This is a genomic window from Ensifer sp. ENS02 (assembly GCF_014851885.1).
In the GTDB taxonomy this organism is placed as follows: domain Bacteria; phylum Pseudomonadota; class Alphaproteobacteria; order Rhizobiales; family Rhizobiaceae; genus Ensifer; species Ensifer adhaerens.
This window is the reverse complement of record NZ_JACVAO010000004.1, coordinates 216,987-240,292: the sequence shown is the minus strand read 5'-3', so window position 1 is coordinate 240,292 and position 23,306 is coordinate 216,987. Positions and strand designations below refer to the sequence as shown.

Genomic DNA, 23,306 nt, shown 5'->3' with positions numbered 1-23,306 from the left:
CAACCTTTCGCGGTGCCGGAGGGGCGGTACGGCAGCGGCTAAGGCACTTGAAAGGGATGCGGGCCGACGAAACATAAGCATTTGACAAACGCATACCCGTTTGGCTATACGTTATTTCATAGCCAAACGGGTATGAGATATGACTGAGTTACAGGACGCGGTTTTTCGGGCGCTCGCCGATCCCACACGCCGTGGGCTCTTCGAACACCTTTGCCGCCAGGGGGATACCACGGTCGTCGGCTTGTTGGCCGATGCCGGGGTTTCGCAGCCGGTCGTGTCCAAGCATCTCAAGATCCTGAAGGCTGCAGGGCTCGTGCACGACCGGCATGAGGGCCGCTACACCTATTACAGCGCCCGGCGCGAAGCGCTCGCGACGCTGGTTGACTGGACGACGGAGATGGCCGGCTTCTGGCAGGACCGCTTCGACGATCTCGATGATCTCCTGAAGAGAATGGACCAATGATCGAAACAACGGAAACCACCCGCTCTGTCGTCGTCGAACGCGACTTTCCCTATCCGCCGGAGAAGATCTGGCGCGCGCTGACGCAGCCGCATCTGATTGCCGAATGGCTGATGCGCAACGATTTCATTCCCGAAGTCGGCCGTCGCTTTACCCTTTCCGCCGATTGGGGCCAGGTCGATTGCGAGGTTCAGACGATCGAGGCGAACCGCTCGCTCGCCTATCGCTGGGACACCAAGGACTTGACCAGTGTCGTCACCTGGACGCTCGCGCCCGCCAGGGGCGGCACGAGCCTGCGCATGGAACAGCGCGGCTTCAGAGCCGACCAAAAGGCCTATTTCCAGGGCGCGACGGTCGGATGGCCACGCTTCTTCACCCAGCTGGAAGACGTCGTCGCGAAACTCGACTGATCGCAGCCATTGACGACCGTTGCTCAAACCCAAGGTGCCAGAATGACCGCCCTGATCCGGAAAATCCATCGCTGGACGTCGCTGCTCTTCTCCCTGGCCGTTGCCGCGATCTTTGCCGGCATGCCAGTAATGACGCTCCCCGAATGGGTCTACTACCTGCCCCTGCCGCCGTTGGCGGTGCTGCTACCGACCGGCATTTACCTTTTCGTGCTGCCCTATCTGGGCAAGCCCGAGGGCAGGATGCAGGCGGCGGAGTAGGGAATAGCGCCAGCCCGGCTCAATCCGCGGACAGAGCCGGGCTGGCAAAGCGCTTGCGATATTCGGCCGGCGTGACGCCGACATGGCGCATGAAGGCGCGCCGGAGCGTATCGGCATCGGCAAAGCCGCAGCGGGCGGCGACCTGCTTGGGGGCGTCCTGCCCCTGCTCGAGCAGGCGCCTGGCCGCCGCGACACGTGCTTCTACGATCGGCCCAACATCGGGCATAAGCGACCAGCGAAACAGATAGGGCGCAAAATCGCTGCTGATTGTCATACTGCGGATCCGCTGATTGCGCGCGGTGGCACCACGGCCACGGCGCGAACTGACGAGCGCTTCCCTCAGGCCTGCTCCACGAGGCAGTCGATCAATGCTCGGGTCGCAGCCGGTAGGTTTCTGTGCGGCGGATAAATGAGGGAGAAGGGGCGCGACCGGCCACCGAATTCCGGCAGAAGCTCGACCAGGCTGCCGCGCGCCAGGCGGTCGCGCGCGATGAAATCATAGGTTTGGCAGATCCCGAGGCCTGCCTCCGTCAACGAGACGGTGCCGAGCACGTCGTCCTCCACCTGGATCGGGCCATGGGGTATCCAGTCGAGGTCGGCTCCGGCGACGCGCAACAGCCATGGGGCCGGACGCCCGCTGCTCGGCATGATGAAGGGCAGGCAGGTATGTGCTGCGAGCTCGTCGACAGAACGCGGCATGCCACGCCGCGCGACGTAATCGGGCGAGGCGACCAGCCTCAACGGCGCATCTTCGAGCCTTCTGCCGATCATGCCGCTGTCGGGGAGCTGGCCGAGGCGTATGGCAAGGTCGTAGCCCTCGGCGACCAGATCGACATTGCGGTTGGCAATCGACAGCTCGACGGTGACGGATGGATGCCTCGTCGCGAAGCGGGTCAGCTTTTCCGGCAGCTGGAAATGGCCATAGGTCGTGGGCGCACTGAGCCGAACGCGTCCGGCAACAACGCCGTCGCCTTGAATGGCGCGTTCGGCCTGATCGATTGTCTCGAAGGCTGCTCGCACCTGATCGAGGTAGACCCGCCCGGCGTCGGTGAGGCTGATGCGCCGCGTCGTCCGCCGCACCAGCTGCGTGCCGAGTTTCGTCTCGAGCCTGGTGATGGCGCGGCTCAGCACGGAAGGCGTCGTGGCCAGCGCGACGGCTCCTGCGGTCATCGACCCCTTGTCCATGACGGTGATGAAAGCCTCGACATCGGCGAGGTGATCGAAGCGACGCATTTTTGCCTCTGAAGACCAGATCATTTCCTGCGCGGCGCATTTATCGCCGCAGATGGAAGCAATAAATAAGCAGCATCAATTGAGAGCCGCAATGTCAGGCTCGCTTCAACCAGGAGAAAATGATGCCAGAGACGACATCCGTTCCGAAAAAGCCTGTGCTCTTTGTGCTCACCAGCCATGGCACTAAGGGGGAGGGCGGCCAACCCACCGGCTTCTATCTTGGAGAGGTCACCCACCCGCTTGCCGTGCTCGAGGCGGCCGGCATTGCCGTCGAGTTTGCTTCGATCAAGGGCGGCGAGCCGCCGGTCGACGGGCTCGACCTCAATGACGGGACCAATGTCCGCTACTGGAACGACGAAGGGTTCCGTGCCGCAATCCGCACGACGGTTCGGCTCGATGATATCGATCCCGCCCGCTACGCGGCCATTTTCTTCGCCGGCGGTCATGGCGCCATGTGGGACCTGCCACAAAGCCGCGCCGTCGACCGGGTGACGCGTTCGGTGTTCGAGGCCGGCGGTGCTGTCGCGGCGGTCTGCCACGGACCGGCAGCCCTCGTAAACGTCAAGCTTTCCGACGGCCGCTATCTGGTTGCTGGCCGCAACGTCAGCGCCTTCACCGATTCCGAAGAGCGCGCCGTCGGCCTCGACAAGACGGTCCCGTTCCTGCTCGCAAGCACGCTTGTCGAGCGCGGTGCGACGCACCATCCGGCCGCGGACTGGACATCGAAGGTGGTTGTCGATGGCAGGCTGATCACCGGCCAGAACCCGCAGTCGGCGACTGGGGTCGGCGAGGCGCTTCGCGATATCCTGAGTGCCTGATCCCGCGTAGCCGGGCACTTGGAAAGGTTCGGCAAGTCTGTCCCGATCGTGCTGCCGGCGATGCGTCGCCGACAGCGTGAGGCGAACCGGACAGGTGGGGCGCTCGACTGCCATTGCGTTGGCCATGGCGGGAAACCGGAAAAACCGCCATGTTCACCATCCCTGTCGCGTCCGGTTGACACTGCCCGCACACCATTGGGTAAGCCGTCTCGGGCCGGAAAGTTCCGTCGGAGCGGAGGCTTCAGCCGCGCCGCGCCGCCTCGATCGCAGCGACGTCGATCTTGCCCATGGTCATCATCGCTTCGAAGGCGCGCTTTGCTTCGCCGCCGCCGGCCGCCAGGGCATCGGTCAGGACCCTTGGCGTGATCTGCCAGGAAATGCCCCATTTGTCCTTACACCAGCCGCAGGCGCTCTCCTGTCCGCCATTGCCGACAATGGCGTTCCAGTAGCGGTCGGTCTCCTCCTGGTCGTCGGTGGCGACCTGGAACGAAAAGGCCTCGTTGTGCTTGAACATCGGCCCGCCGTTGAGGCCGAGGCAGGGAATTCCGGCGACCGTAAACTCCACCGTCAGCACGTCTCCCGCCTTGCCCGACGGAAAGTCGCCGGGCGCGCGGTGCACGGCACTGACCCGGCTATCGGGAAAGATCTCGGCGTAGAAGCGAGCGGCTGTCTCGGCCTCCTTGTCGTACCAGAGGCAGATCGTATTCTTGGCCATGACGCGTCCTTTCGTTTTGAAGCCGGAGGGGCCGTTTCCTTCGCCACCTGCTCTGCGAGATAGGTCGGTGCCCCCGTTTCTCCACCCTGAAATCTTCCCGCACTTACCTTTGCCCGACGGAACGCGCGTCGAAGGCATGTGCGCCGGGTCGTCGCATCCGGCGCTTTCCCGTTGGAAATTCAACCGCTGATACCTAATTGTGCAGCCTCGATACGCGCGCGAGGCTTCTCTTCGCGCGCTCCTAGGGGATGCGGATGATACAACTGAATGGAACTGTTGCGGTGGTAACAGGTGCTGGTCGCGGCCTCGGAGCGGCCCTGGCCTATGCATTGGCCGAAGCGGGCTGCGCTCTCGTGTTGTGCGGGCGCAGCCAGAGCGCGCTCACGGACGTGGCCGAACCGATTGTCCGTGCTTTCGGGCGACGGGTACAAACCGTTGCGCTCGATCTTGCGGATGCGAAAAGCGTGGCTGCGGCAGTCGAGGGCATCAAGGCCGAGAACGGACGCATCGATATCCTCGTGAACAACGGCGCCATGTGGCTCGAGGACAGTGACGAGGATCATCCTGATGACGCGGTGCTCGGCGTCGTCAACGCGGCGGTTACCGGGACCTTCCTGTTCACCCAGGGGCTGCTGCCTTTGTTCGCTCACTCGCCCCGGCCGGATATCGTCACGATCGGCTCGATCAGCGGCCTGCCTAATGCCGCACTCCAGACCGTGTCCGTGCCCTTTTATGCTGCCAAGCGGGCGCAGGCCGCCCTGGCCGATGGCCTGCGCCAGAAGCTTGCAGGTACCCCCGTCCGTTCGATCGTCGTCCACCCGCCATACATTGAGGACATCTCGCCGCTTGATGGCGCATGGGAGGCGGCCGGCAGTCGACGGAAGGGCGAGGCGGCGACGAACCGGGACATCGCCGAGGCAGTGCTGTTCGCGCTGACGCGGCCGCGGCATGTAACCTTGTCGATCACCGTCGATGCCGACGAAGGCGGCCTCTATCCGTCTCCGGCTCGCTCCGCCTAGCGGCGGGGGCCTGTCAGAGACCGATCCGATACATTGCCGAACGCCCCAATGGCGTTCGGCGAAAATCAGGCATCGTTCGCCGAGATCCTTCAATCTCGATCGTCCACATATGCAGACGATAAGTCCAATTTAGGCCGACTACAGAGGCGCCGTCCACGTCGATATATCCATGACATCAACAATGGAGAAACGACATCATGCACAGTGTCTCTGAACCGATCTTCACCTCAGGCTTTCCACTCGGAAGTTCCGCCGGCCTGGTCACCGCCTTGGAATGGCTCGGCCAGCCCTATCGCCTCACCCGCGTCGACATGCTCGGGGAAATGCGCACCGACGCCTATGAGCGCTTCAACGGTCGGGTCGAAACGCCCGCTCTCGTGACCGACAAGGGCGACGTGCTGACCGAGACCATGGCGATCGCCTTATGGCTGGAGGGGCGCGATCAGGAGCGTCGCATCAGCTTCGCCCCGGGCACTTTCGAGGCGGACCGCATGCACCAGTTCATCGCCTTCCTCAACACCGGCTTTACCGGCGCGTTCTTCTCGATGTGGGTGGCGCTGGAATCCGAAGGCGCCACGGAGGAATACCGCGAAACCTTGCGCGCCTTCGGCCGCGAATTCGTCGCCAAGCGTCACAAGCAGCTCGAAGCGATGATGGGCGACAGCGATTACCTCATCGGCGACCGGCCGACGCTTGCCGATGCGGTCTTTGCCGGCGTGGCCCGCTGGGTCGATTTCCATGAGGCGATCGATCCGAAGGACTATGCGCGCAACTATCCGCGCATCCATGCGCTGCGCCAGCGCATCGAGGCCGATCCGGCCTTCCGCTTCGCAGTGGCGATCGAGGATGGCGAGCCTGTTACCGGCAGCGGTGCGATGAAGGGCCTCGTCCCGCTCGAGGATGTGTTGCGGATGACGGGCGCACTCCGCGCGTGATTTAAGAAAGTGAGGTGGCGCACCGGCAGGCGGTGCGCCACCTCAAACAGTTGGAGCGGCCAGCCGCCGCCGACATCACACCTCGAATACGTCGACGAACGATTCCGGGAAGCTTTGCCGGGCAACCTTCTCGTTGATGACGAGCAATGCTTCGTAGGACACGGGATCGAAATCCTTGTCGACCGGCAGCACCTCGCGTCCGAACAGGAGGTTCAGCCGGGCGGCATCGAGATTGCCGCGCTCGAATGGTTCCGCGCCGAAATGATGCCAGAGGGCGTGGAGGAAGGCCGCATCGATGCGGTGCGCCCCCGAGCCGGGCCGGGCATGGCGGGGCAACGCCTTGATCGGCGTTGCTCCCTTGGGGTTGGCCCGACGGATGACGAACTGGATGCCCGTGCCCGGCATGGCGTAGGGAAAACCCCGGTGTTTCGTCATATCAGCCAGCTTGGCCATTCTATTCTCCTTAGGCGGTCTGCTTCTCGACGATCTTGTCCTCAGTCTTCGTATCGAAGTCGGAAGCGTCGTGACGCTCATGCAATTGTTCGGACGGGTTGCCGCTCAAGCGGTTGACCATGCGGCCACGCTTGACGGCCGGCCGGGCGGCGATCTCGGCCGTCCAGCGCTGGACGTGCTCGTAGCTCTGAACCTCGAGGAAAGTACCGGCATCGCCATATACCTGCCCGAGCGCCAGATTGCCATACCAGGGCCAGGTGGCCATGTCGGCAATGGTGTATTCCGAGCCGGCGAGGAAGCGGTTCTCCGCGAGATGGCGATCGAGCACGTCGAGCTGGCGCTTCACCTCCATCGCGTAGCGGTCGATGGCGTATTTGATCTTCATCGGCGCATAGGCATAGAAATGGCCGAAGCCGCCGCCGAGGAACGGTGCCGAGCCCATCTGCCAGAACAGCCAGTTCAAGGTCTCTGTGCGGGCGCGAAGCTCGCTCGGCAAGAAGGCGCCGAATTTCTCGGCGAGATAGGTGAGGATCGAGGCCGATTCGAACACGCGCACCGGCGCGCCGCCGCCCTTGGGCGCATGGTCCATCAGCGCCGGGATCTTGGAGTTCGGGTTGACGTCGACGAAGCCAGAACCGAACTGGTCGCCGTCTCCGATCCGGATCGGCCAGGCATCGTATTCGGCGTCCTTATGGCCGGCCGCCAGCAGCTCTTCGAGCATGATCGTGACTTTCACGCCGTTCGGCGTCGCCAGCGAGTAAAGCTGCAACGGATGCTTGCCGACGGGCAGATCCTGATCGCGCGTCGCGCCGGCGGTCGGACGGTTAATGCTGGCAAACGCGCCGCCATTGCCCTTGTCCCAGGTCCAGACCTTGGGAACGTCATAGCCGGCGGGGAAATTGTCAGCGGGGGATTTTTCGGTCATCAAATCTGTCCTTGTCTTGGCGGAAACCTCGAACGTCGTGTTCGCTTATATAGGAAGTTTATCAAGCCACCACATCGACTTGGCTGCGAGGACGACCATGCTCAAAGGCCAGACGCTGGAGAATTTTTTTATCGAAGTTGGATGAGACCGGCATCCGTCGGCACGAAACCGCACCGGTCGACGTAGAATTCGCGCAGATGCGGGTCGAAGTCTACATGCAGCCATTCGCAGCCCGAGGCCTTGGCGTGCGTTACGGCCTCTTCGACGAGCAGCGTGGCGTAACCCTTACGCCTCAACGGTAGCGTCACCATCGTATCGAGCAGGAAAGCATGCACGCCACCGTCCCAGGCGACATTAACGAAGCCTGTCAGTGCGCCCGAGATCCGCATGGTGACCCAGCCGAGGCTGAAGCGGTTGACCTGGCTCCACCAGTCGTCATCGGTCAAGGCGTGCTCGAAGCATTCGGCGTGCAGGGTATTCAGTTCCTTGTTTTCAAATGCGCCGCGCCAGGCGAACGCGGGTACTTCAGTCGGATTCTCTACCGTCACGGTTCAACCTCAGAGTTTGCCGGGATCGATTTTGACCACCAGGGCTCGGCTGCCAGCAAGCGCGGCCGAGTTCTTGAAAAAAATCATGGGCCTCCCTTGATACCGGAAAACCGAGCTCCTATCTGCCGCCTAACCCGCTGGTCCGGGCCCCTCTGGCGAGAGCTTCGGCACTCTTGCGATGTCGGACCTTATTCCGACAACATGTGCCGATTGGGGACCCGTCTGTGGACTTTTCCTTCATGTCTGTAGTGTGGCTGGGAACGCCACTGTGGCTGTGGGCGAGCTTTTTCGCCCTCGTGATCGCTATCCTGTCGTTCGACCTTGGTATTCTCCATAAGGAGAACAAGGAGATCAACGTTGCCGAAAGCGTCAAGCTTTCCGCCTTCTATATCGCCCTCGGCCTGAGCTTCGGCGGCTTCGTCTGGTGGTATCTCGGTGCCGAGTCCGGCCTTGCCTATATGACCGGCTTCGTCGTCGAAAAGACCCTGGCGCTCGACAACGTCTTCGTCATCGCCCTCATCTTCTCCTTCTTCGCCGTCCCGCGCATCTACCAGCACCGCGTGCTCTTCTGGGGTATCCTTGGCGTTATCGTGCTGCGCGCGATCATGATCGGCGTCGGCGCGACGCTCGTCGCCGAATTCTCCTGGGTTCTCTATATTTTCGCTGCGTTCCTGGTCTTTACCGGCATCAAAATGCTGGTGATGAAGGAGGCCGAGCCCAACGTTTCGGACAACGCGCTCGTGCGCTTCATGCGCAGCCGTTTCAACGTCACCGAGGAACATCACGGCGAGCGCTTCTTCGTGAAGCTCGTCAACCCGAAGACCGGCAAGATGACCTGGTTCATCACGCCTCTTTTCATGGCGCTCGTCATGGTCGAGGTGGCCGACGTGATCTTCGCCGTCGACTCGGTTCCCGCGATCTTCGCGATCACCACGGACCCGTTCATCGTCTACACCTCGAACATCTTCGCTATCCTCGGCCTGCGCGCCCTCTACTTCGCGCTCGCTGCCATGATCCATCGCTTCCGCTACCTGAAGCCGGCGCTGGCCGTCGTCCTGATCTTCATCGGTTCGAAGATCTTCGTCGCCGATCTCCTGGGGCTAGAGAAGTTCCCCGCGGCCCTGTCGCTCGGTGTCACCTTCGCGATCATCGCTTCGGGTGTTGTCTGGAGCCTGGTCAAGACCAAGGAAGAGCAACTGCCGGCATAACGCCCGGGCTCATCCGACCGTGACGAGAAACGCGGCGGCCTTCGAAAGGGGGCCGCGATCTTTTTGGCCTTGCCGAGCGTGGGGTTGACCCTCGCCCGGACGACCCGTCGGGTCGAGCCGTCCGGGCGAGGCATCACCCGATGATCGCCTTCGGTTCGAGGAAGGCGTCGAGGCCGAAGGGACCGAATTCGCGGCCGATGCCGGATTGCTTGAACCCGCCGAAGGGCGCTTGAGCGTCGGCCGGGGTTTCGTTGATCACCACGCGCCCCGCCTCCAATTGTCGGGCGATGCTGCGCATACGTTCGGCGTCGGTGCCAAGAACGTAGGACTGCAATCCGTATTCCGTGTCGTTGGCAATCGCGATCGCTTCCGCTTCCGTTTCGTAGGAAAGAACGCTGAGCACGGGGCCGAAGACTTCCTCGCGCGCAATCCGCATGTCGTTGGTCACACCGGAAAAGACGGTCGGGCGGACGAACCATCCCCGTTGCAGCCCTTCCGGCCGGCCTTCGCCGCCGACAAGAAGCGTCGCACCCTCTTCCTGCCCCAGGCGGATATAGGCCTGGACACGCTCCCACTGCCGGGCGCTCACCATCGGGCCGATGTCGGAGGCCGGATCGCTCGAAGGTCCGGGTCGCAGAGCGGAAACGGCGTGCGCAAGGCGCGATATCACCTCCGTATGTCTTCGCTTCGGAACAAGAAGCCGGGTTCCGGCGATGCAGGCCTGCCCGCTGTTGCGGAAGGCCGATGCCAGAACATGCGGGATCGCCCGGTCGAGGTCCGCGTCATCGAGCAGGATCTGCGGCCCTTTTCCGCCCAGTTCGAGCGTCACGCGCTTGAAGCTTTCCGCTGCATTGCGCAGGATCTCCCGACCGGTCGTGGTGGAGCCAGTGAAGGTGATCTTGGCGATGTCGGGATGCCGGCTGAGTTCCGCGCCGACCACGTGGCCGTAGCCGTTGACGACATTGAGGACGCCATCGGGCAGTCGCGCTTCGTGCAAGACTTCGAGCAGCACCTGGGTCTGGATAGCGCTCATCTCCGACGGCTTGATCACGATGGTCGTGCCGGCCGCGATCGCCGTGGCGAGTTTGGTGCAGATGAAGCCGATGTTGCTGTTCCAGGGTGTGATTGCCGCGGCCACGCCCACGGGTTCCATCACCACCTCCGCATTGCCGATACGACGGGTAAAGGCGTAGTCGGCCACGGTCCTTGCCGCGACGTCGAACACGTTCGCGGCGTGCGGCACGGAGAATGCGAGGAACGACTGCGGCGCGCCGTATTCGATGGTCATGGCCGCACGAAGCGCATCGGCGTTGGCGGCGACAGCCTTCGCCAGCGTTTGCAGCATGGCGATGCGTTCGGCCGGTGTCGTTTGCCGCATGGCCGGGAAGGCCCGTTTCGCGGCAGCAATGGCCGCGTGCGCATCCCGATTGTCGCCCAGCCGGACCTCGCCGATCTCTTCCTCCGTGGCGGGATTGAAAAGCGCGAAGCGCTCGTCGCCGTGAGGCGCAACGAAAGCGCCATCGACATATATCTGCTCAATGATCTTCATCGTCCGATTTCCTGTTGCGATGAAAAGGATATGCATCGGAACGATCGTCAGGATAAGATCATCAATCACAGACACTCTGATGAGGAAAATAGCGCAATGAAGGCGAGCCTGTCCGAACTGGAGGCGGTGGCGGCAATCGCGCGGCTCGGCGGCTTTCGGGCCGCTGCCCGGGAACTCGGGGTTTCGTCCTCGTCGTTGAGCCATGCGGTCCTGGCGCTGGAGGCGCGCCTCAATGTGCGCCTGTTCAACCGCACGACGCGATCGGTGGCGCTGACGACGGCAGGCGAGGCTTTCGTTGCCGAGATCCTGCCGGCTCTTGCCGCCATCGACGGCGCCGTCGAGCGGGCGACGGAGTCTCAGGCACGACCGAGCGGCATGCTGCGGCTCAACACCTCCCCGGGAGCGGCGAAGATGGTTTTGCGGCCGCTACTGATCGAGTATCTGAGGCGATATCCAGAGATGGCGCTGGAGGTTGCGACCGACAATGCGCTGGTGGATATCGTAGCGCTCGGTTTCGACGCCGGGTTTCGTCTCGCCGAGGCGGTTCCTCCGGATATGGTCGCCGTTCCGGTCGTGCCTCAGTCGCGCATGATCGTCGTGGGTTCGCCGGACTATTTTCGCGAAAGAGCGGTGCCGCTGCTGCCGGGCGATCTGAGGCAGCACGCCTGCATCCGGGCGCGCATGGCAAGCGGCAGGATCTATCACTGGGAGTTTTCCCGGCGCGGGGAAAGCGTCGAAATCGATGCGCCGGGACCGCTCATCCTCGACGACAGCGAACTCATGCTTCAGGCGGCTCTCGGCGGGGTGGGACTGGCCTATCTCTCCGATCATCACGTCCGCGACGACGTCGAGGCCGGGCGTCTGGTTCCGGTGCTGGAAGAGTGGACGCCGCCCTACGATGGGCTATGTCTCTATTTTCCTGGCCGCCGGCACGTACCGGCGAAATTGCGTGCCCTGATCGATCTGGTCCGGGAACTGCGTTCCGGCGGCCCCCGCGCGCCCGCTCACACCCCGCATTCGCCAGCCTTGAAATTTTAACATGAGTATTACAGACAAGTTTATTTCTGCGTGCTAAGAGACACGGCGCTCGATTGGTCCCTTGGCCATAGATCGCCTCTCGGCAGGGGTGCGCACGCCGCGCCAAATCGAAATTATATGATCGGATCAGACACAGTGGTCGACATCGATACGCGCCATCAGGTCTATTTCGCCAACCGTACTGCCCTGGTCGCCTATGCCACGCGGATCGTCGGATCGCGGGAAACGGCCGAAGATATCGTGCAGGAGGCCTTCATTCGATTTGCGCCGGCAAACACCGGCAATCCGCCTTCTGCCGGACCGTCCGGGCTTTCGCTCGCGTATCTCTACAAGATCGTCCGCAACCTGTCCCTCGACCTCTTGAAGCGCCGCAAGATCGAAGCGCGGGAAGAGCAGAGCGAGCCGCCGTTCTGGTCGATGCCGATCGAGGTGCCGACGCCCGAGGACATCATTCTCGTCAGCGACGAAATCAGACGCATCTCCGGCATTCTCGAAGACCTTCCCGAGGAAGTGCGGGTCGCGCTCGAGATGCACCGTTTCGGCGGCTACACCCTCGAAGAGATCGCCGCCCATCTCGACATCTCCGTCGCGACGGCGCACCGCCACGTGCGCGCCGCCATGATGCGGGTTGCGACAACGCTTGCGGGTGGGGCCTCCTAGAATTTCAGGGGTCCCCGTGTGAAAAAAAATCGGGTGCTGGTCGTCTTTATGACAGAGCGAAAGTATCACGGAAGCGTCCCGCTTCCCGGTGACGCCGCTTGACGGGGTTGGGGGCTACAGAAACAAAGTGCTAGGGCGTCGAACATCCAAGCGGCAGGCAGGGCTTTGACCAAGGACAACCACATATCGGAGGCGCTGCTCGAAGAGGCCATGGATTGGTTCCTCGAGTTGAAGGCGCGCCCGAACTGTCGCGACACGCAAGCCCGGTTCCGCGCCTGGCTGGGCCAGTCGGAATTGCATGGCCAAGCCTGGCATACGGCGTTGCGGACCTGGCAGCTGCTCGGTGAGGTGCCGCCGGTGCACGAGCATCTATGGCGTGGGGCAAGGCCGTCCGTTTTCGTCGAGCCACCGGTCCGCCAACGTCGCCGGATGGGAACGGGCGGCTTGGTCGCCGGCGTGGCGCTGGCGCTTGCTGCCTGCCTCGTCCTCTTCGTCTCCCTGCCGTCGCTTCTCGTGTGGTGGCAGGCCGATCACGTGACCGAGACGGCGCAAAACAGGACGATTACGCTTGCGGACGGGACGATCATCGAAATGGGCGGCGGCAGCGCCATCGCCACCGACATCAGCGCCGGCACCCGCCATGTCAGGCTGCTGAAGGGCGAAGCCTATTTCAACGTCGCCCGCGATCCCTCGCGTCCCTTTGTCGTTGAGGCGGGTGGCGTCGAGGTGTCCGTGCTGGGGACTGCGTTTGATGTGCAGCTGGCGAGCACGGAGACGACCGTCGAGCTGGCGCACGGCACGGTGGCCGTCTCCTATAGTGCAAACGCGCACAAGCAGAATTTCGAACTGGCCCCGGGAGAAATGGCGACGGTGAGCCATGCGACCGGCGCAGTCTTGCGAAGCGCGATCGCGGCGGATGATATCGGCGCCTGGCGAAGCGGCAGGATGTTCGTCAATGATGTCACGGTCGCCGCTGCCGCCGAGCGGCTGCAGCGCTACCATTCCGCCTGGATTTCCATTCCGCAGCCGGATCTGGCAGGGCGGCGTGTAACCGGCGTCTACGATCTGAAGGATCCGGATCGGGCGCTCCAGGCGCTGGTGCAGCCTTTCGGCGGCAAGGTACGCGAGGTGACCCCCTATGGCCGCATCCTGACGCGGTTTTAATTGGAGTAAAAAAATCAGGAAAAAATCGCGCGCCGGTGAAAAAAAATCCGGGGCCGGTCGTCTTTGGTTGGAAACGCGCGCCCGCAAGGCCGCGTGGAATGCCGAGACGGGGGTAAAATGCGTTCGCCGAAATGCCGCAAGGGGCATCTGAAATTCGATACGGGACGTCGCCGTGAAAGACGGCGCCTGCTGACGACGACGGCGATCGCCGCGTTTTCCTCCCTCGCGCTGATGCCCGTTTCCACGGCCTCCGCCCAGCAGACCACGTCGCGCGTCAGCAACGCCCGCAGCTTCGACATCCCGTCGCAGCCGCTTTCCACCGCGCTCAACGCCTTCGGGCGGCAGTCCGGCCTGCAGGTGACCCTGGCGGCTTCCACCTCGCAGGGGCTTCGCTCGGCGACGGTCAGCGGAACGATGACGGCGGACCAGGCGCTTGCCCGGCTTTTGTCGGGCACCGGCATTTCCTACAGGATATCGGGCGGCACCGCGCTGGTCGGCTCGGCCGTGTCGGCGGGTAGCAGCGCTGCTGTCGCTGCGGACGGAGCAACGGTGCTCGATCCGATTTCGGCCTTCGGTGCCGGGCCGCTCGGCGCCGGCGAGATCGTCATCTCGTCGGAAGACCTGAAGCGCAAGAACCCCGCCAACATTGCCGACGTGTTTTCCGGCGAGCCCGGCATTTCGGTCGGCAGCTCGTTGCCGATGTCGCAGAAGGTCTACGTCCACGGCATCGAGGAAACCAGCCTCGCCGTGACGATGGACGGCGGCCGACAGAACAACAAGGTCTTCCACCACAACGGCACCAACCTCATTGACCCCGGCCTGCTGAAGGCCGTCAACGTCGATGCCGGCGTTGCGCCGGCCGATGCCGGTCCCGGGGCGCTTGCCGGCGCGATTGCTTACGAGACGATCGACGCGCGCGATCTGCTCGATGGCGACGGCTTCGGCGGCTTTGTCACGTCGAGCTACAATTTCAACAGCGACACGGTGACGACCGGGATCTCCGCATACGGCATGCGCGACGGGCTCGAGTTTCTCGGCTACTTCAATTTCGGCAACGGCAACGATTTCACCGCCGGCAACGGGCAGGACGTGGAAGGCACCTCGACAGACGTGTTGAGCGGGCTTGGCAAGCTTGCCTACGAGTTCGACAGCGGCGACCGTTTCGAGATCAGCCACGACCGCATTCGCGACGACGCGCCGCGTCCGTTTCGCGCTAATATCGGCTTTATCGACGGACGCCCACCATGGGAGCCGCGCGTGCGCGACTACATGCTCGACCGGCAGAACACGGTGTTTACCTATACCGACAGCACGCCGGAGGGCTGGTGGGATCCAACGCTGATGCTCGCCTACTCCAGGACGGAGGTCGAAATTCCGATCATCCTGCCGCCGCGCCTCAACATTCCGCCCTATCCCGCCACCGGCACCACGAGCAGCTTCAACGGCAAGTTCGAGAACAAGTTCTCGTTCGACATGGGTAGCGTCATTGCCGGCGTTGACTTTTATGACGACAAGGCTGACCTCGACGACATGTTCGATGCCAGCACCGAGAAGGCGCGCAATGTCGGCATCTATGCCCAGGCCCGGCTCGAGCCCTGGGAGAGAACGCGGCTCTCCTTCGGTGCGCGCGGCGACACGCAGCAGTTTACCGGGACGACGGGAGAAGAGTGGAACAATTCGGGCCTCAGCGGCAACGTCTCGGGCGAGTACGACCTCATCGAGGACCTGCTGACCGCCAAGGCGGGCTATTCGCACGTCTGGGCAGGCATTCCGCTCGCCGAAAACTTCATCATGAATCCCAACTGGAACTATGGCAGCGGTCCGAAGCCGGTGACGGCGGACAACTATATCCTGGGCCTGGAGGCGAACTACAACGACTTTACCGTCGAGGGCAGCGTCTTCCAGACCGATATCGATGACGCGCGCACGCCGCGTTATGCGGTCACGCGCGGGATCGAAGCGCATGACGTCCGCTCGCGCGGCTTCGAGATCGGCGCCGGCTACAGCTGGGGCGATGGCTTTTTCAAGGTGAAATACGCCAATATCGACGTCGAGATCGACGGCAAGCCTGCCGATTCTGATCTCGGCACCTATCTGGCCGCGCCGGCCGGCCAGATCATCACGCTGCAAGCGGTCCACACGCTGACGGACTGGGGCGTCACTTTCGGGGCCGACGCGGAAATTGCGCTCGACTACGACGACGTTGCCGACGGCAGCAAGCCCTTCGAGGGCTACCAGGTCTTCAACGCCTTTGTCGAATACGTGCCGCCGGAGCGACCGAACCTGTTGCTGCGCGCCGAACTGAAGAACATTTTCGACGAAACCTATTCGGACCGGGCGACCTACGGTCAGGAGTTCGGAACGGTGACGCCGCTCTACGAGCCGGGCCGTTCCTTCATCCTGACCGCCAAGGCGACTTTCTAGGGCGTCCGCGACCGCAACGGCCGCCGCCTCCAGGTGGCCGTTGCCTCAACAAGCGGAGGCGGCCACCCAAGCGCCGCCCACGCAAGCGAAAGCCGAAACAGGAGTTCCAGATGCAAGAAGCCACCACCCATTTTGCGACGGAAGACGGCCAGAAATACCTGACGCAGCTCTGCAAGCATTTCGCCCACAAGGTCGACGTCGAACAGGAGGGCCCGCGCGCCGAGCTCAGGTTTTCCTGCGGCACCGGCTACCTCCATGCCACATCAGAAGGCTTGAGCATCCGCGCCCGCTCACCCGATGACGCCAACCTTGCGGACACGAAATCGGTGATCGAAAGCCATCTTCTGCGCTTCGCGTTCCGGGAAGAGCCCGATCCGCTTGCCTGGCAGCCCGCCGGCTAAGCGAACCGCTCGCAAGCTAGTTCCGACAAGAAAATTCAATGTGTTGGTCGAAAGCGCCCAACGCAATTGCGCGGCTATGCGTGTCGCGTGCCGAGGATCAGGATGCAATCGTCTAGGCAAATCGCAGAAATCGCCACCTTTCAAAGCTTCGCAAACTGCTACCTGCGCGAAGTCAATCCGGGCATCCGGGCCATGCATCGCGCCGCAGGCGGCGCCGTCGATTGCGTGGAATGGTCTCTTCCCAGGCAGCAGATGATCCTGCGCGCCGAGGTGACGTCGCCGTCGCTCTGCGGCCCACACCATTTCGGCAGGGTCTGGGGCAGGGGCGTGTCCGACGCCACCTGGCGCCAGATTGAACTGATATCGGCCCTCCATATCCTGGTGCACGAATGCTACCGCCAGGTCGACGAGGCCAAGGCCGACGTTTTGCGCGGCTTCGAGCTCGAACTCTTGATGCGCGTGCTCGAAAGCTACCAGCAGACGGCGCTCTACATCGACAGGGCCGCGCCGGAGCCGGCGGACGGCGACCATTTCATCGAAGCGGAGCAGTCACTCGTCTTTGGCCATTGGCAGCACCCGACGCCGAAGAGCCGCCAGGGCATGACCTATTGGCAGCAGGAAAGCTACGCGCCGGAACTGGGCGGCCAGTTCAAACTGCACTACTTCGCGGCAAAACGCGGCGATATCAGGCACGATTGCGCGCGCGCGGTTGCAGCGCCCGAGATCGTGCGGTCCCTCGTCGGGCCGGATGCCAACGGGATCGCGCTCGGCGACGACGATTATCTGTTGCCAATGCATCCGCTTCAGGCTGAAGCCCTGCTGCTTGATCCCGATATCCGCGGCATGCTGGGGGAGGGGCGGCTGCGGCATCTCGGCCCCGCCGGCCCGGCCTTTACCGCGACCTCGTCGGTGCGCACGGTTTACGGCGCCGATGCCGGCTGGATGCTTAAATTTTCCCTGCCCGTGCGCATCACCAACTCCGTGCGTCTCAATCGTCGTCAGGAGCTCGAAGCGGGTGTCGCAATGGCGAAGCTGATTGACCGGATCGGTTTTGCCGAACGCTCGCGAAACTTCCGCATCATTCAAGACCCCGCCTATATCACGCTCGAGCTGCCGGGACGCAGCGAGAGCGGCTTTGAAGTCATCCTGCGGGAGAACCCATTTGCGGACGGCGGCGGGCGGGGCGTCGTCACCGTCGCGGCCCTGACGGCCGATCCGCTACCGGGGCTGGTTTCGCGCCTCGAACGGCTGGTTCGGACGGTCGCCGCCCGCACGGGCGAGAGCCTGCTCGATGCGACGCACCTCTGGTTTCGCCGGTATCTCGATTGCGCCGTCGAGCCGCTGATCCGCCTCTATGACGACTACGGTATAGCGCTCGAAGCCCACCAGCAAAACAGCCTGCTGGACGTCGGCACCGGCTATCCGTCCGTCAGCTACTATCGGGACAATCAGGGCTTCTATCTCTCGGAGCGGTACCGCAGCCTGATTGCCGGCCATGTGCCCGAGACGCAAACGATCGCGTCCCTCTATTTTGCCGAGAGCGAAATTCGGGATCGCTTCGCCTATTACCTGATCGTCAATCAGGTCTTCTCGGTGATCAGCCGCATGGGCCATGACGGGCTCTGCGACGAGAGCCTGCTCCTGCGCGAACTGCGCGCGCATCTCGAGCGCTATGCCACCCGAATGAGTGGCGCCGGGCGTGACTTTGCCCGTCACGTGCTCGACATGCCGACGATCGTCTCCAAGGCCAACCTGACGACGCGTCTCTACGACGTCGACGAACTGCAATCCAGCAACGCGCCGTCCCTTTATCGCCCCGTGCCGAACCCGCTGAGGGCGCCGGCTGTTCTGACTGCGCCGAGGACCGACCATGCCATTGCCTCTTGATCTCAAGGGCCGCCCGGACGAGCGGGTGCTTCGCCAGCTCGTTGCCGCGCTGCTGTTCGAAGGTATCGTTGAGGCCAGCGAGCACACGGATGGGGATGTCACCACCTTCCACTGGTCGATCGGCGGCCGGCAGTTCCGCTGCCACGGCGCCATCGGCCCCTTTGGCCGGCTCCGTCTGGCTGCCGGATCGGTAGAGATGCGCGATGATGCGGACGGCTGGGTCGTGCCGCCGCTGGCGCAGCTGGTATCCGTCCTGCCGGGCAGCGGACCGACGCGCGGAAAGCTGCTCAACGAACTCACGCAGACGATCGCCTTCAGCGCCTGGAACGAGCGTCAGGTACCGGCGCGGCTGCGCCGCGCTTTGTCATTTGCGGAGTTGGAGGGAGCGCTTGAGGAGGGCCATCCCTATCATCCCTGCTACAAGGCGCGTACCGGCTTTTCCGTCGCCGACCATGCAGCCTATGGGCCCGAAATGGGAGGAGCGTTCCAGCTCGTCTGGCTTCTGGTGGCGCGCAAGCATCTTCGCTGCGCGATCCCCGGTGACGAGGATGCTTTCTGGGAAGCGGAACTGGGGGAGGAAACCTGGTCCGAACTCCGGGCGAAGCGGCAGGAGCGCGGTCTTTCGCCTGATGCGTTCGGTCTCGTACCGCTGCATCCCTGGCAATGGCGCGAACTCCGTGAGAGACAGCTTTCTGGCTGGATCGCCGCGGGCGAAGCCCTTTGCCTCGGCCCGGCGGGGGACGGATACACGGCGACGCAGTCGGTCCGATCCCTGTTGAACCGGGACCGACCGTTGGCCGCGAGCGTCAAGCTGCCGCTCAACATCGTCAACACCTCGTCGCGCCGTACCCTTGAGCCGCATTCGGTCTGCACGGCGCCGGTGATCTCGCGCTGGATCGCCGAGATGGTTGCCGGAGATCCGGCCTTTCGCGACCGCTATCCGCTCACCGTCCTGCAGGAATATGCCGGCATCATAGCCGACAGCGACGGCCCTTTGGCCGGACAGGTCGCAGCCATCTGGCGCGAGAACGCGGAAGCGACGCTTGGCTCCGGCGAGGCCGTCATTCCCTTCAACGCGCTGATGATGGTCGAAGCGGACGGGCGTGCCTTCGCCGACGACTGGATCCAGCGCTTCGGCTTGATGCCCTGGATCAACCGCCTGATTGAAGTCGCGGTCCTGCCTGTCTGGCACCTGCTGGTGCACCATGGGCTTGCGGTAGAAGCGCACGGGCAGAACATGCTGCTCGTCCATCGCGATGGCTGGCCGGCCCGGCTGATCCTGCGCGATTTTCACGAGAGCATCGAGTTTTCGCCGGGCTTTCTGCGCGCGCCGGAAAAGGCGCCGGATTTCCTGTCGCTCGAGCCGATCTACCGGGAGGCGGAGCCCGACCAGTTCTATTGGACGGACAACCTGGATTCGCTGCGCGAATTGGTGATGGACACGCTGCTCGTCTACAATTTGAGTGAGATCTCCCACCTTCTCGACCACTGCTACAACCTGCCGGAAACGCTCTTCTGGCAGCGCGTTCAAACCGTGCTTGCCGCCTACGAGGCGGAGCACGGCGCGACGGAGCGGCTGGCGCAGCTCGGCTGCGACCAGCCCCGCATCCTGACCGAATCCCTGATGACGAGGAAGCTGCTCGCGCTCAAGCCGGAATACCACCACGAGGTGGCAAACGCCTTGGCCGCAAGGATGCTTCAACGAAGGAGAAAGCCATGATCCGTATTGACGACAGGCTCTATGACGAGGCCTATTTCAGCGCCAGATCGGCCGAACTCGCAGCCGAGATCGGCCTTGGCGCACAGGACACCGGCCGCTACGCCGTCTGCTTCTCGGAGACGGTCGATTGGCTGGCTCTGTTCTTTGCCATCCGCAAGGCGGGCGCGAGCGTGCTGCCGATCCATCCGGGCACACCCTATCCGGCCGCGCGCAAGCTCGCGATCGGCGCCGGCTGCGACCGGCTGTTCTACAACAGCCTGACGGCCGAAGTTCTCGAACCATCCGACCTGCTTTCGGCTGAGGGCACGCTGTTGCAGATGAGCTCCGGAACGACGGGCGCGCCGAAATGCGTGGCGCGCAACTGGACGGAAATCGATGCCGAGATCGAAAGCTATGTCGCCACCTTCCGCGAACCGGAGGACATGACGCCGGTCGTCGCCTGCCCGACCACCCATTCCTACGGGCTGATCTGCGGCATCCTGGTGGCGCTGAAGCGTGGGCAGACGCCGGTCATCGTCAACACCGCGAACCCGAAATATCTCCTGAAGGTGCTGCGCGAGATCGAACGGCCGCTGCTCTATTCCTCGCCGGCGATCCTGCACACGCTGGCGCGGCTGACGCCCGCGGGCGAACAGATCCACGCAACGATGACGTCGGGCACGCTGCTTCCCGATCCGTGGTTTGCCGACATTCGCGCCAAGAGCCGGTTCATGTTCCAGCAATATGGCTGCTCGGAATCCGGCTGCATCGCCATCAATCCGGATGTGACTTCCGCCGGTGACATGGGCTTCGTCCTGCCGCATCTGATCGCCGCCACCGGCAACACCGCCGAGGACGCGGGTGAGATCGTCGTTAGCAACGGCGACGGCGCGCCGATCCACACGCGTGACCTCGGCTACCGGCGCGCCGACGGCATGCTGGTCTTCGTTTCCCGCCTGGACGACATGATCAACGTCTCCGGCCTCAACGTCTATCCGAAAGACGTGGAGGATGCCGTCATGGCGATGCCGGCGGTCACCGACGCCGTGGCCTTCCGCAAGGCCGATCGTTTTGCCGGCGAGCGCGTGGCGCTGCTCTTTAGCGCCGAGGCGCCGGTGGCGCCGCAGGCCGTGCGCGAATGGTGCAGCCGACACCTCGCATCTCACCAGTTGCCGATGGAAATCCTGCAGATCGATGCAGTTCCGCGCCAGGCGAACGGCAAAATCAGCCGCCGCGATGTCGCGGCCCGTCATCTGGCAGGCGAATTCAACAAACCGATTGCGGGAGCCGCATCATGACCGAAAGCGAAGTTCTGGCGGCGATCGAGGCCGTCCTGACCGACAAAATGGCGCATGGACATATGGACGGCTTCGGCCTCGATGCCCGTCTCAACGAAGATCTCTATCTCGACTCCGTGCTGATCCTCGAAATCTTCCTCAATCTCGAGCTCGAATACGGGTTGTCGGTGCCGGAAGAGGCGATCGCAAAACGGGAGATCGAAACGGTCGCCGATCTCGTCGCGCTCTATGTGCCGAAGCCGACCGCCGCCATCGTGCCCGCCTTTCCGCTCACCGGCGGGACGACCGACGAGGGGGTGCACGGCGAGGCCTATTACGACATCAAGGTCCATTGCTTCGTCAGTTGCGTCTCGGACGGCCTGAAGCGAAACGGGCTCGATCAGCGGCCGTTCTATTTCGGTGTCTGGGACGCGAAGTTCGCGGTCAGCGAGCGTTTCGAGCTTCTCTATCATGCGCCCGATATCACCCAGGAATTCTTCCGTGGCTGGTTCGAGCGGCTTTACGGCGTTTCCGTCGTCGAGTGGTACGATCCGCAGCGCACCAAGCTCGACAACCTCGCAGTGCTGCTCGGGCTGATGAAACAGCGCGGCGAAACCGGCTCGGTCATGGTCATGCTCGACATGTTCCACCTGCCGGAGCGGGAGAACAAGTTCAACCAGAACCCCTTCCCGCACTATCTGATGCTGCAGGAAACGCCCGATCCCGACAAATGGTTCGTGCACGACCCCGACTATCGCTGGGAGGGCGAGATTGCCCGCGAGAAGGTCGTTCACGCCATCATGCAGCCTACTGTCGGCGGCGGTTATGTCTTCGACAATGCCGAGGCGCGCGCGCCGTTTGCCGAAGATCTGAGGGCCTATTTCGAGGCCTGCTTCGTCCGGGACCGCAATCCGCTGGTCGATGCCGTCAGAGCGATAGTCGCCGCGCATCTCGACGGGACGAACGGTGTCGCACTCACTGATCTCGGCGCCGCGGTGCGGGAACTGCCTGTTATCACCGTCCGAAAATACGCCTATGAGCACGGCTTTGCCTTCTACTGGCGGGCGCTGAAGTTGCCGGCCGCCGAGTTCGAGGGCTGGTGCGGGGAGATCGAGGCGCTGGTTCAGTCGCTGAAGACGCTGCACTACGCCTGCATGAAGCTCGCCCAGACAGGCGATCGCTCGCTGTTGGGCGCCGTCATCGAGCGTCTCGACGAAGCCGACCGGCTGGAGACGAAGCTGAAGGTCAAGCTCGCAGAGGTCTTCGATCTCTGGTGCGATCTTGCCATCCCCCAGGAAATCCGTCCCTTGAAGAGAATTGCGCGATGAGAGTTTCGCTCTGCACCATCACTTTCCGCCACCATCTGATCTCGCTCGACGAGATCGCCGCCTGGGCCGAGGCCAACGACTTCCAGGGTATCGAACTCTGGGGCGCGCATGCGCGCAACCTCTCGCCGCGCGCGGATCGCAACGCCGAATGGCTCGACGGCTACGGCCTCTCGGTGCCGATGATCAGCGATTACCTGCCGCTCGACGGTGACGTGGAAGCGCTGCGGCACAAGGCGGTCGAGCTTTGCCGACTGGCGCGCCGGTGGCGCACCCGCAAGATCCGCACCTTCGCGGGAAGCCGTGGCAGCCTTGACGTCAGCGCTGACGAGCGGCGGGAGATTGTCGAGCGCCTGAAGGAGATCTGCACCATTACCGCAAGCTACGGCATCCAGCTGCTTGTCGAAACGCATCCGAAGACGCTCGCCGACACGGCGGCCTCGACGATGCGGCTCATCGAAGAGGTGGACCATCCCTCCTTCGCCATCAATTTCGACACGCTGCATGTTTGGGAAGGCGGCGACGACCCGGTCGCCGTGCACCGTGCGATGAAACCGCACATTCGCCACTACCACCTGAAGAACATCGTCGGCCGGGCAGAACTTTCCGTCTTCGAGCCGGCCAATGTCTATGCCGCCGCCGGCAGCCGGCGCGGGATGACGCCGCTCTTCGAAGGCGCCGTCGACTACGACCGTTTCCTCTCGGAAATTGCAGGTGACCCGCAGGCCGATGCGTCGCTGGAATGGTTCGGCAACGATTGCTTCGAGACCCTGCGTCGCGATCGCAGGCAGGTCCGCGAGGCGGTTGACGGGACCGAGCCGAACCGCCGGGCCGCCGGCCAATAGGCGTTACGCATCATGATGGCCCGGACGTCTGCGCGCCGGCTCGTGTCGGCTCGGG

23 protein-coding genes and 1 pseudogene are annotated in these 23,306 nt (G+C 63.3%); 17 read left to right on the top strand and 7 right to left on the bottom strand.

Translation table 11 applies throughout. The features are described 5' to 3' along the window. The first annotated feature begins 139 nt into the window (after nucleotides 1-139). From IB262_RS10725 to IB262_RS10715, 3 genes are read left to right on the top strand one after another with little or no spacing between them, the layout of a single operon-like run. Nucleotides 140-463 carry a metalloregulator ArsR/SmtB family transcription factor gene (locus IB262_RS10725; RefSeq protein ID WP_034787670.1) on the top strand — a complete coding sequence of 108 codons (324 nt, stop codon included), beginning with the start codon at nucleotides 140-142 and terminating at the stop codon, nucleotides 461-463. Then, nucleotides 460-870: an SRPBCC domain-containing protein gene (locus IB262_RS10720; protein WP_034787666.1), complete on the top strand. Its 411-nt coding sequence runs from the start codon at nucleotides 460-462 to the stop codon at nucleotides 868-870. The genes IB262_RS10725 and IB262_RS10720 overlap by 4 nt, the downstream gene beginning before the upstream one ends. A gap of 42 nt (nucleotides 871-912) precedes the next feature. Next, nucleotides 913-1,128, top strand: coding sequence for a hypothetical protein (locus IB262_RS10715; protein ID WP_034787664.1), 216 nt, complete (start codon nucleotides 913-915; stop codon nucleotides 1,126-1,128). A 19-nt stretch (nucleotides 1,129-1,147) separates the two neighbouring features. On the opposite strand, the pseudogene IB262_RS10710 reads toward IB262_RS10715, so the two are convergent. Both IB262_RS10710 and IB262_RS10705 read right to left on the bottom strand, forming a co-directional pair. Next, nucleotides 1,148-1,327, bottom strand: a pseudogene (locus IB262_RS10710) (helix-turn-helix domain-containing protein); the annotation flags it as partial. A 140-nt stretch (nucleotides 1,328-1,467) separates the two neighbouring features. Continuing rightward, the gene (locus tag IB262_RS10705; protein WP_034787658.1) at nucleotides 1,468-2,361 is read right to left on the bottom strand and encodes a LysR family transcriptional regulator; all 894 of its coding nucleotides are present in this window, start codon (nucleotides 2,359-2,361) and stop codon (nucleotides 1,468-1,470) included. A 122-nt stretch (nucleotides 2,362-2,483) separates the two neighbouring features. Here IB262_RS10705 and IB262_RS10700 point away from each other — a divergent pair, with 122 nt between their 5' ends. Continuing rightward, complete coding sequence (locus tag IB262_RS10700) at nucleotides 2,484-3,179, top strand: type 1 glutamine amidotransferase domain-containing protein (protein ID WP_034787656.1); 696 nt, start codon at nucleotides 2,484-2,486, stop codon at nucleotides 3,177-3,179. A 241-nt stretch (nucleotides 3,180-3,420) separates the two neighbouring features. Here IB262_RS10700 and IB262_RS10695 read toward each other — a convergent pair whose 3' ends face one another. Further along, complete coding sequence (locus tag IB262_RS10695) at nucleotides 3,421-3,894, bottom strand: VOC family protein (protein ID WP_034787653.1); 474 nt, start codon at nucleotides 3,892-3,894, stop codon at nucleotides 3,421-3,423. 254 nt (nucleotides 3,895-4,148) lie between these two features. On the opposite strand from IB262_RS10695, the gene IB262_RS10690 reads away from it, so the two are divergent. Continuing rightward, complete coding sequence (locus tag IB262_RS10690; RefSeq protein WP_034787952.1) at nucleotides 4,149-4,913, top strand: SDR family NAD(P)-dependent oxidoreductase; 765 nt, start codon at nucleotides 4,149-4,151, stop codon at nucleotides 4,911-4,913. Between the two features lie 197 nt (nucleotides 4,914-5,110). After that, nucleotides 5,111-5,848 carry a glutathione S-transferase family protein gene (locus IB262_RS10685; protein WP_034787650.1) on the top strand — a complete coding sequence of 246 codons (738 nt, stop codon included), beginning with the start codon at nucleotides 5,111-5,113 and terminating at the stop codon, nucleotides 5,846-5,848. Between the two features lie 75 nt (nucleotides 5,849-5,923). Here IB262_RS10685 and IB262_RS10680 read toward each other — a convergent pair whose 3' ends face one another. From IB262_RS10680 to IB262_RS10670, 3 genes are all read right to left on the bottom strand, one after another. After that, on the bottom strand, nucleotides 5,924-6,301 hold the full coding sequence (locus IB262_RS10680) for a hypothetical protein (RefSeq protein ID WP_034787648.1): 378 nt from the start codon (nucleotides 6,299-6,301) through the stop codon (nucleotides 5,924-5,926). Between the two features lie 10 nt (nucleotides 6,302-6,311). After that, on the bottom strand, nucleotides 6,312-7,226 hold the full coding sequence (gene yghU / locus IB262_RS10675; protein ID WP_034787644.1) for a glutathione-dependent disulfide-bond oxidoreductase: 915 nt from the start codon (nucleotides 7,224-7,226) through the stop codon (nucleotides 6,312-6,314). A 128-nt stretch (nucleotides 7,227-7,354) separates the two neighbouring features. Beyond that, the gene (locus IB262_RS10670; protein ID WP_034787642.1) at nucleotides 7,355-7,774 is read right to left on the bottom strand and encodes a GNAT family N-acetyltransferase; all 420 of its coding nucleotides are present in this window, start codon (nucleotides 7,772-7,774) and stop codon (nucleotides 7,355-7,357) included. A 224-nt stretch (nucleotides 7,775-7,998) separates the two neighbouring features. Between IB262_RS10670 and IB262_RS10665 the strand changes: the two genes are divergently transcribed. Further along, entirely contained in the window at nucleotides 7,999-8,982 is a 984-nt protein-coding gene (locus IB262_RS10665) for a TerC family protein (RefSeq protein WP_034787640.1), read from the top strand. Between the two features lie 133 nt (nucleotides 8,983-9,115). On the opposite strand, the gene IB262_RS10660 is transcribed toward IB262_RS10665, so the two are convergent. After that, nucleotides 9,116-10,531 carry an aldehyde dehydrogenase family protein gene (locus tag IB262_RS10660; RefSeq protein WP_034787950.1) on the bottom strand — a complete coding sequence of 472 codons (1,416 nt, stop codon included), beginning with the start codon at nucleotides 10,529-10,531 and terminating at the stop codon, nucleotides 9,116-9,118. 96 nt (nucleotides 10,532-10,627) lie between these two features. Between IB262_RS10660 and IB262_RS10655 the strand changes: the two genes are divergently transcribed. The 10 genes from IB262_RS10655 (at nucleotide 10,628) to IB262_RS10610 (ending at nucleotide 23,251) form a co-directional block, all read left to right on the top strand. Beyond that, nucleotides 10,628-11,569, top strand: coding sequence for a LysR family transcriptional regulator (locus tag IB262_RS10655; RefSeq protein WP_051659106.1), 942 nt, complete (start codon nucleotides 10,628-10,630; stop codon nucleotides 11,567-11,569). A 117-nt stretch (nucleotides 11,570-11,686) separates the two neighbouring features. Continuing rightward, nucleotides 11,687-12,229 carry a sigma-70 family RNA polymerase sigma factor gene (locus IB262_RS10650; protein ID WP_034787638.1) on the top strand — a complete coding sequence of 181 codons (543 nt, stop codon included), beginning with the start codon at nucleotides 11,687-11,689 and terminating at the stop codon, nucleotides 12,227-12,229. Between the two features lie 165 nt (nucleotides 12,230-12,394). After that, nucleotides 12,395-13,393, top strand: coding sequence for a FecR family protein (locus IB262_RS10645; protein WP_192493550.1), 999 nt, complete (start codon nucleotides 12,395-12,397; stop codon nucleotides 13,391-13,393). Between the two features lie 117 nt (nucleotides 13,394-13,510). Next, complete coding sequence (locus tag IB262_RS10640) at nucleotides 13,511-15,817, top strand: TonB-dependent receptor (protein ID WP_082936533.1); 2,307 nt, start codon at nucleotides 13,511-13,513, stop codon at nucleotides 15,815-15,817. 110 nt (nucleotides 15,818-15,927) lie between these two features. After that, entirely contained in the window at nucleotides 15,928-16,218 is a 291-nt protein-coding gene (locus tag IB262_RS10635; protein ID WP_034787636.1) for a DUF2218 domain-containing protein, read from the top strand. A gap of 102 nt (nucleotides 16,219-16,320) precedes the next feature. Further along, complete coding sequence (locus IB262_RS10630) at nucleotides 16,321-18,105, top strand: IucA/IucC family protein (protein ID WP_060582313.1); 1,785 nt, start codon at nucleotides 16,321-16,323, stop codon at nucleotides 18,103-18,105. Further along, nucleotides 18,089-19,825, top strand: a complete 1,737-nt coding sequence (locus IB262_RS10625) for an IucA/IucC family protein (protein ID WP_192493549.1) — start codon at nucleotides 18,089-18,091, stop codon at nucleotides 19,823-19,825. The genes IB262_RS10630 and IB262_RS10625 overlap by 17 nt, the downstream gene beginning before the upstream one ends. Next, entirely contained in the window at nucleotides 19,822-21,102 is a 1,281-nt protein-coding gene (locus IB262_RS10620) for an AMP-binding protein (RefSeq protein WP_034787620.1), read from the top strand. Before IB262_RS10625 ends, IB262_RS10620 begins: the two co-directional genes overlap by 4 nt. After that, on the top strand, nucleotides 21,099-22,409 hold the full coding sequence (locus tag IB262_RS10615) for a DUF6005 family protein (protein ID WP_034787617.1): 1,311 nt from the start codon (nucleotides 21,099-21,101) through the stop codon (nucleotides 22,407-22,409). Before IB262_RS10620 ends, IB262_RS10615 begins: the two co-directional genes overlap by 4 nt. Beyond that, nucleotides 22,406-23,251, top strand: coding sequence for a sugar phosphate isomerase/epimerase family protein (locus IB262_RS10610; protein ID WP_159415698.1), 846 nt, complete (start codon nucleotides 22,406-22,408; stop codon nucleotides 23,249-23,251). Before IB262_RS10615 ends, IB262_RS10610 begins: the two co-directional genes overlap by 4 nt. Nucleotides 23,252-23,306: the final 55 nt, after the last annotated feature.

Excerpts from the sequence above, each read along its gene's own strand:
- IB262_RS10690 (WP_034787952.1), top strand. The coding sequence starts at position 4,149 with ATGATACAACTGAATGGAACTGTTGCGGTGGTAACAGGTGCTGGTCGC.
- IB262_RS10680 (WP_034787648.1), bottom strand. The coding sequence starts at position 6,301 with ATGGCCAAGCTGGCTGATATGACGAAACACCGGGGTTTTCCCTACGCC.
- IB262_RS10715 (WP_034787664.1), top strand. The coding sequence starts at position 913 with ATGACCGCCCTGATCCGGAAAATCCATCGCTGGACGTCGCTGCTCTTC.
- IB262_RS10610 (WP_159415698.1), top strand. The coding sequence starts at position 22,406 with ATGAGAGTTTCGCTCTGCACCATCACTTTCCGCCACCATCTGATCTCG.
- IB262_RS10635 (WP_034787636.1), top strand. The coding sequence starts at position 15,928 with ATGCAAGAAGCCACCACCCATTTTGCGACGGAAGACGGCCAGAAATAC.
- IB262_RS10695 (WP_034787653.1), bottom strand. The coding sequence starts at position 3,894 with ATGGCCAAGAATACGATCTGCCTCTGGTACGACAAGGAGGCCGAGACA.
- IB262_RS10650 (WP_034787638.1), top strand. The coding sequence starts at position 11,687 with ATGATCGGATCAGACACAGTGGTCGACATCGATACGCGCCATCAGGTC.
- IB262_RS10630 (WP_060582313.1), top strand. The coding sequence starts at position 16,321 with ATGCAATCGTCTAGGCAAATCGCAGAAATCGCCACCTTTCAAAGCTTC.
- IB262_RS10700 (WP_034787656.1), top strand. The coding sequence starts at position 2,484 with ATGCCAGAGACGACATCCGTTCCGAAAAAGCCTGTGCTCTTTGTGCTC.
- IB262_RS10705 (WP_034787658.1), bottom strand. The coding sequence starts at position 2,361 with ATGCGTCGCTTCGATCACCTCGCCGATGTCGAGGCTTTCATCACCGTC.
- IB262_RS10615 (WP_034787617.1), top strand. The coding sequence starts at position 21,099 with ATGACCGAAAGCGAAGTTCTGGCGGCGATCGAGGCCGTCCTGACCGAC.
- yghU (WP_034787644.1), bottom strand. The coding sequence starts at position 7,226 with ATGACCGAAAAATCCCCCGCTGACAATTTCCCCGCCGGCTATGACGTT.
- IB262_RS10685 (WP_034787650.1), top strand. The coding sequence starts at position 5,111 with ATGCACAGTGTCTCTGAACCGATCTTCACCTCAGGCTTTCCACTCGGA.
- IB262_RS10725 (WP_034787670.1), top strand. The coding sequence starts at position 140 with ATGACTGAGTTACAGGACGCGGTTTTTCGGGCGCTCGCCGATCCCACA.
- IB262_RS10660 (WP_034787950.1), bottom strand. The coding sequence starts at position 10,531 with ATGAAGATCATTGAGCAGATATATGTCGATGGCGCTTTCGTTGCGCCT.
- IB262_RS10720 (WP_034787666.1), top strand. The coding sequence starts at position 460 with ATGATCGAAACAACGGAAACCACCCGCTCTGTCGTCGTCGAACGCGAC.
- IB262_RS10655 (WP_051659106.1), top strand. The coding sequence starts at position 10,628 with ATGAAGGCGAGCCTGTCCGAACTGGAGGCGGTGGCGGCAATCGCGCGG.
- IB262_RS10640 (WP_082936533.1), top strand. The coding sequence starts at position 13,511 with ATGCGTTCGCCGAAATGCCGCAAGGGGCATCTGAAATTCGATACGGGA.
- IB262_RS10625 (WP_192493549.1), top strand. The coding sequence starts at position 18,089 with ATGCCATTGCCTCTTGATCTCAAGGGCCGCCCGGACGAGCGGGTGCTT.
- IB262_RS10620 (WP_034787620.1), top strand. The coding sequence starts at position 19,822 with ATGATCCGTATTGACGACAGGCTCTATGACGAGGCCTATTTCAGCGCC.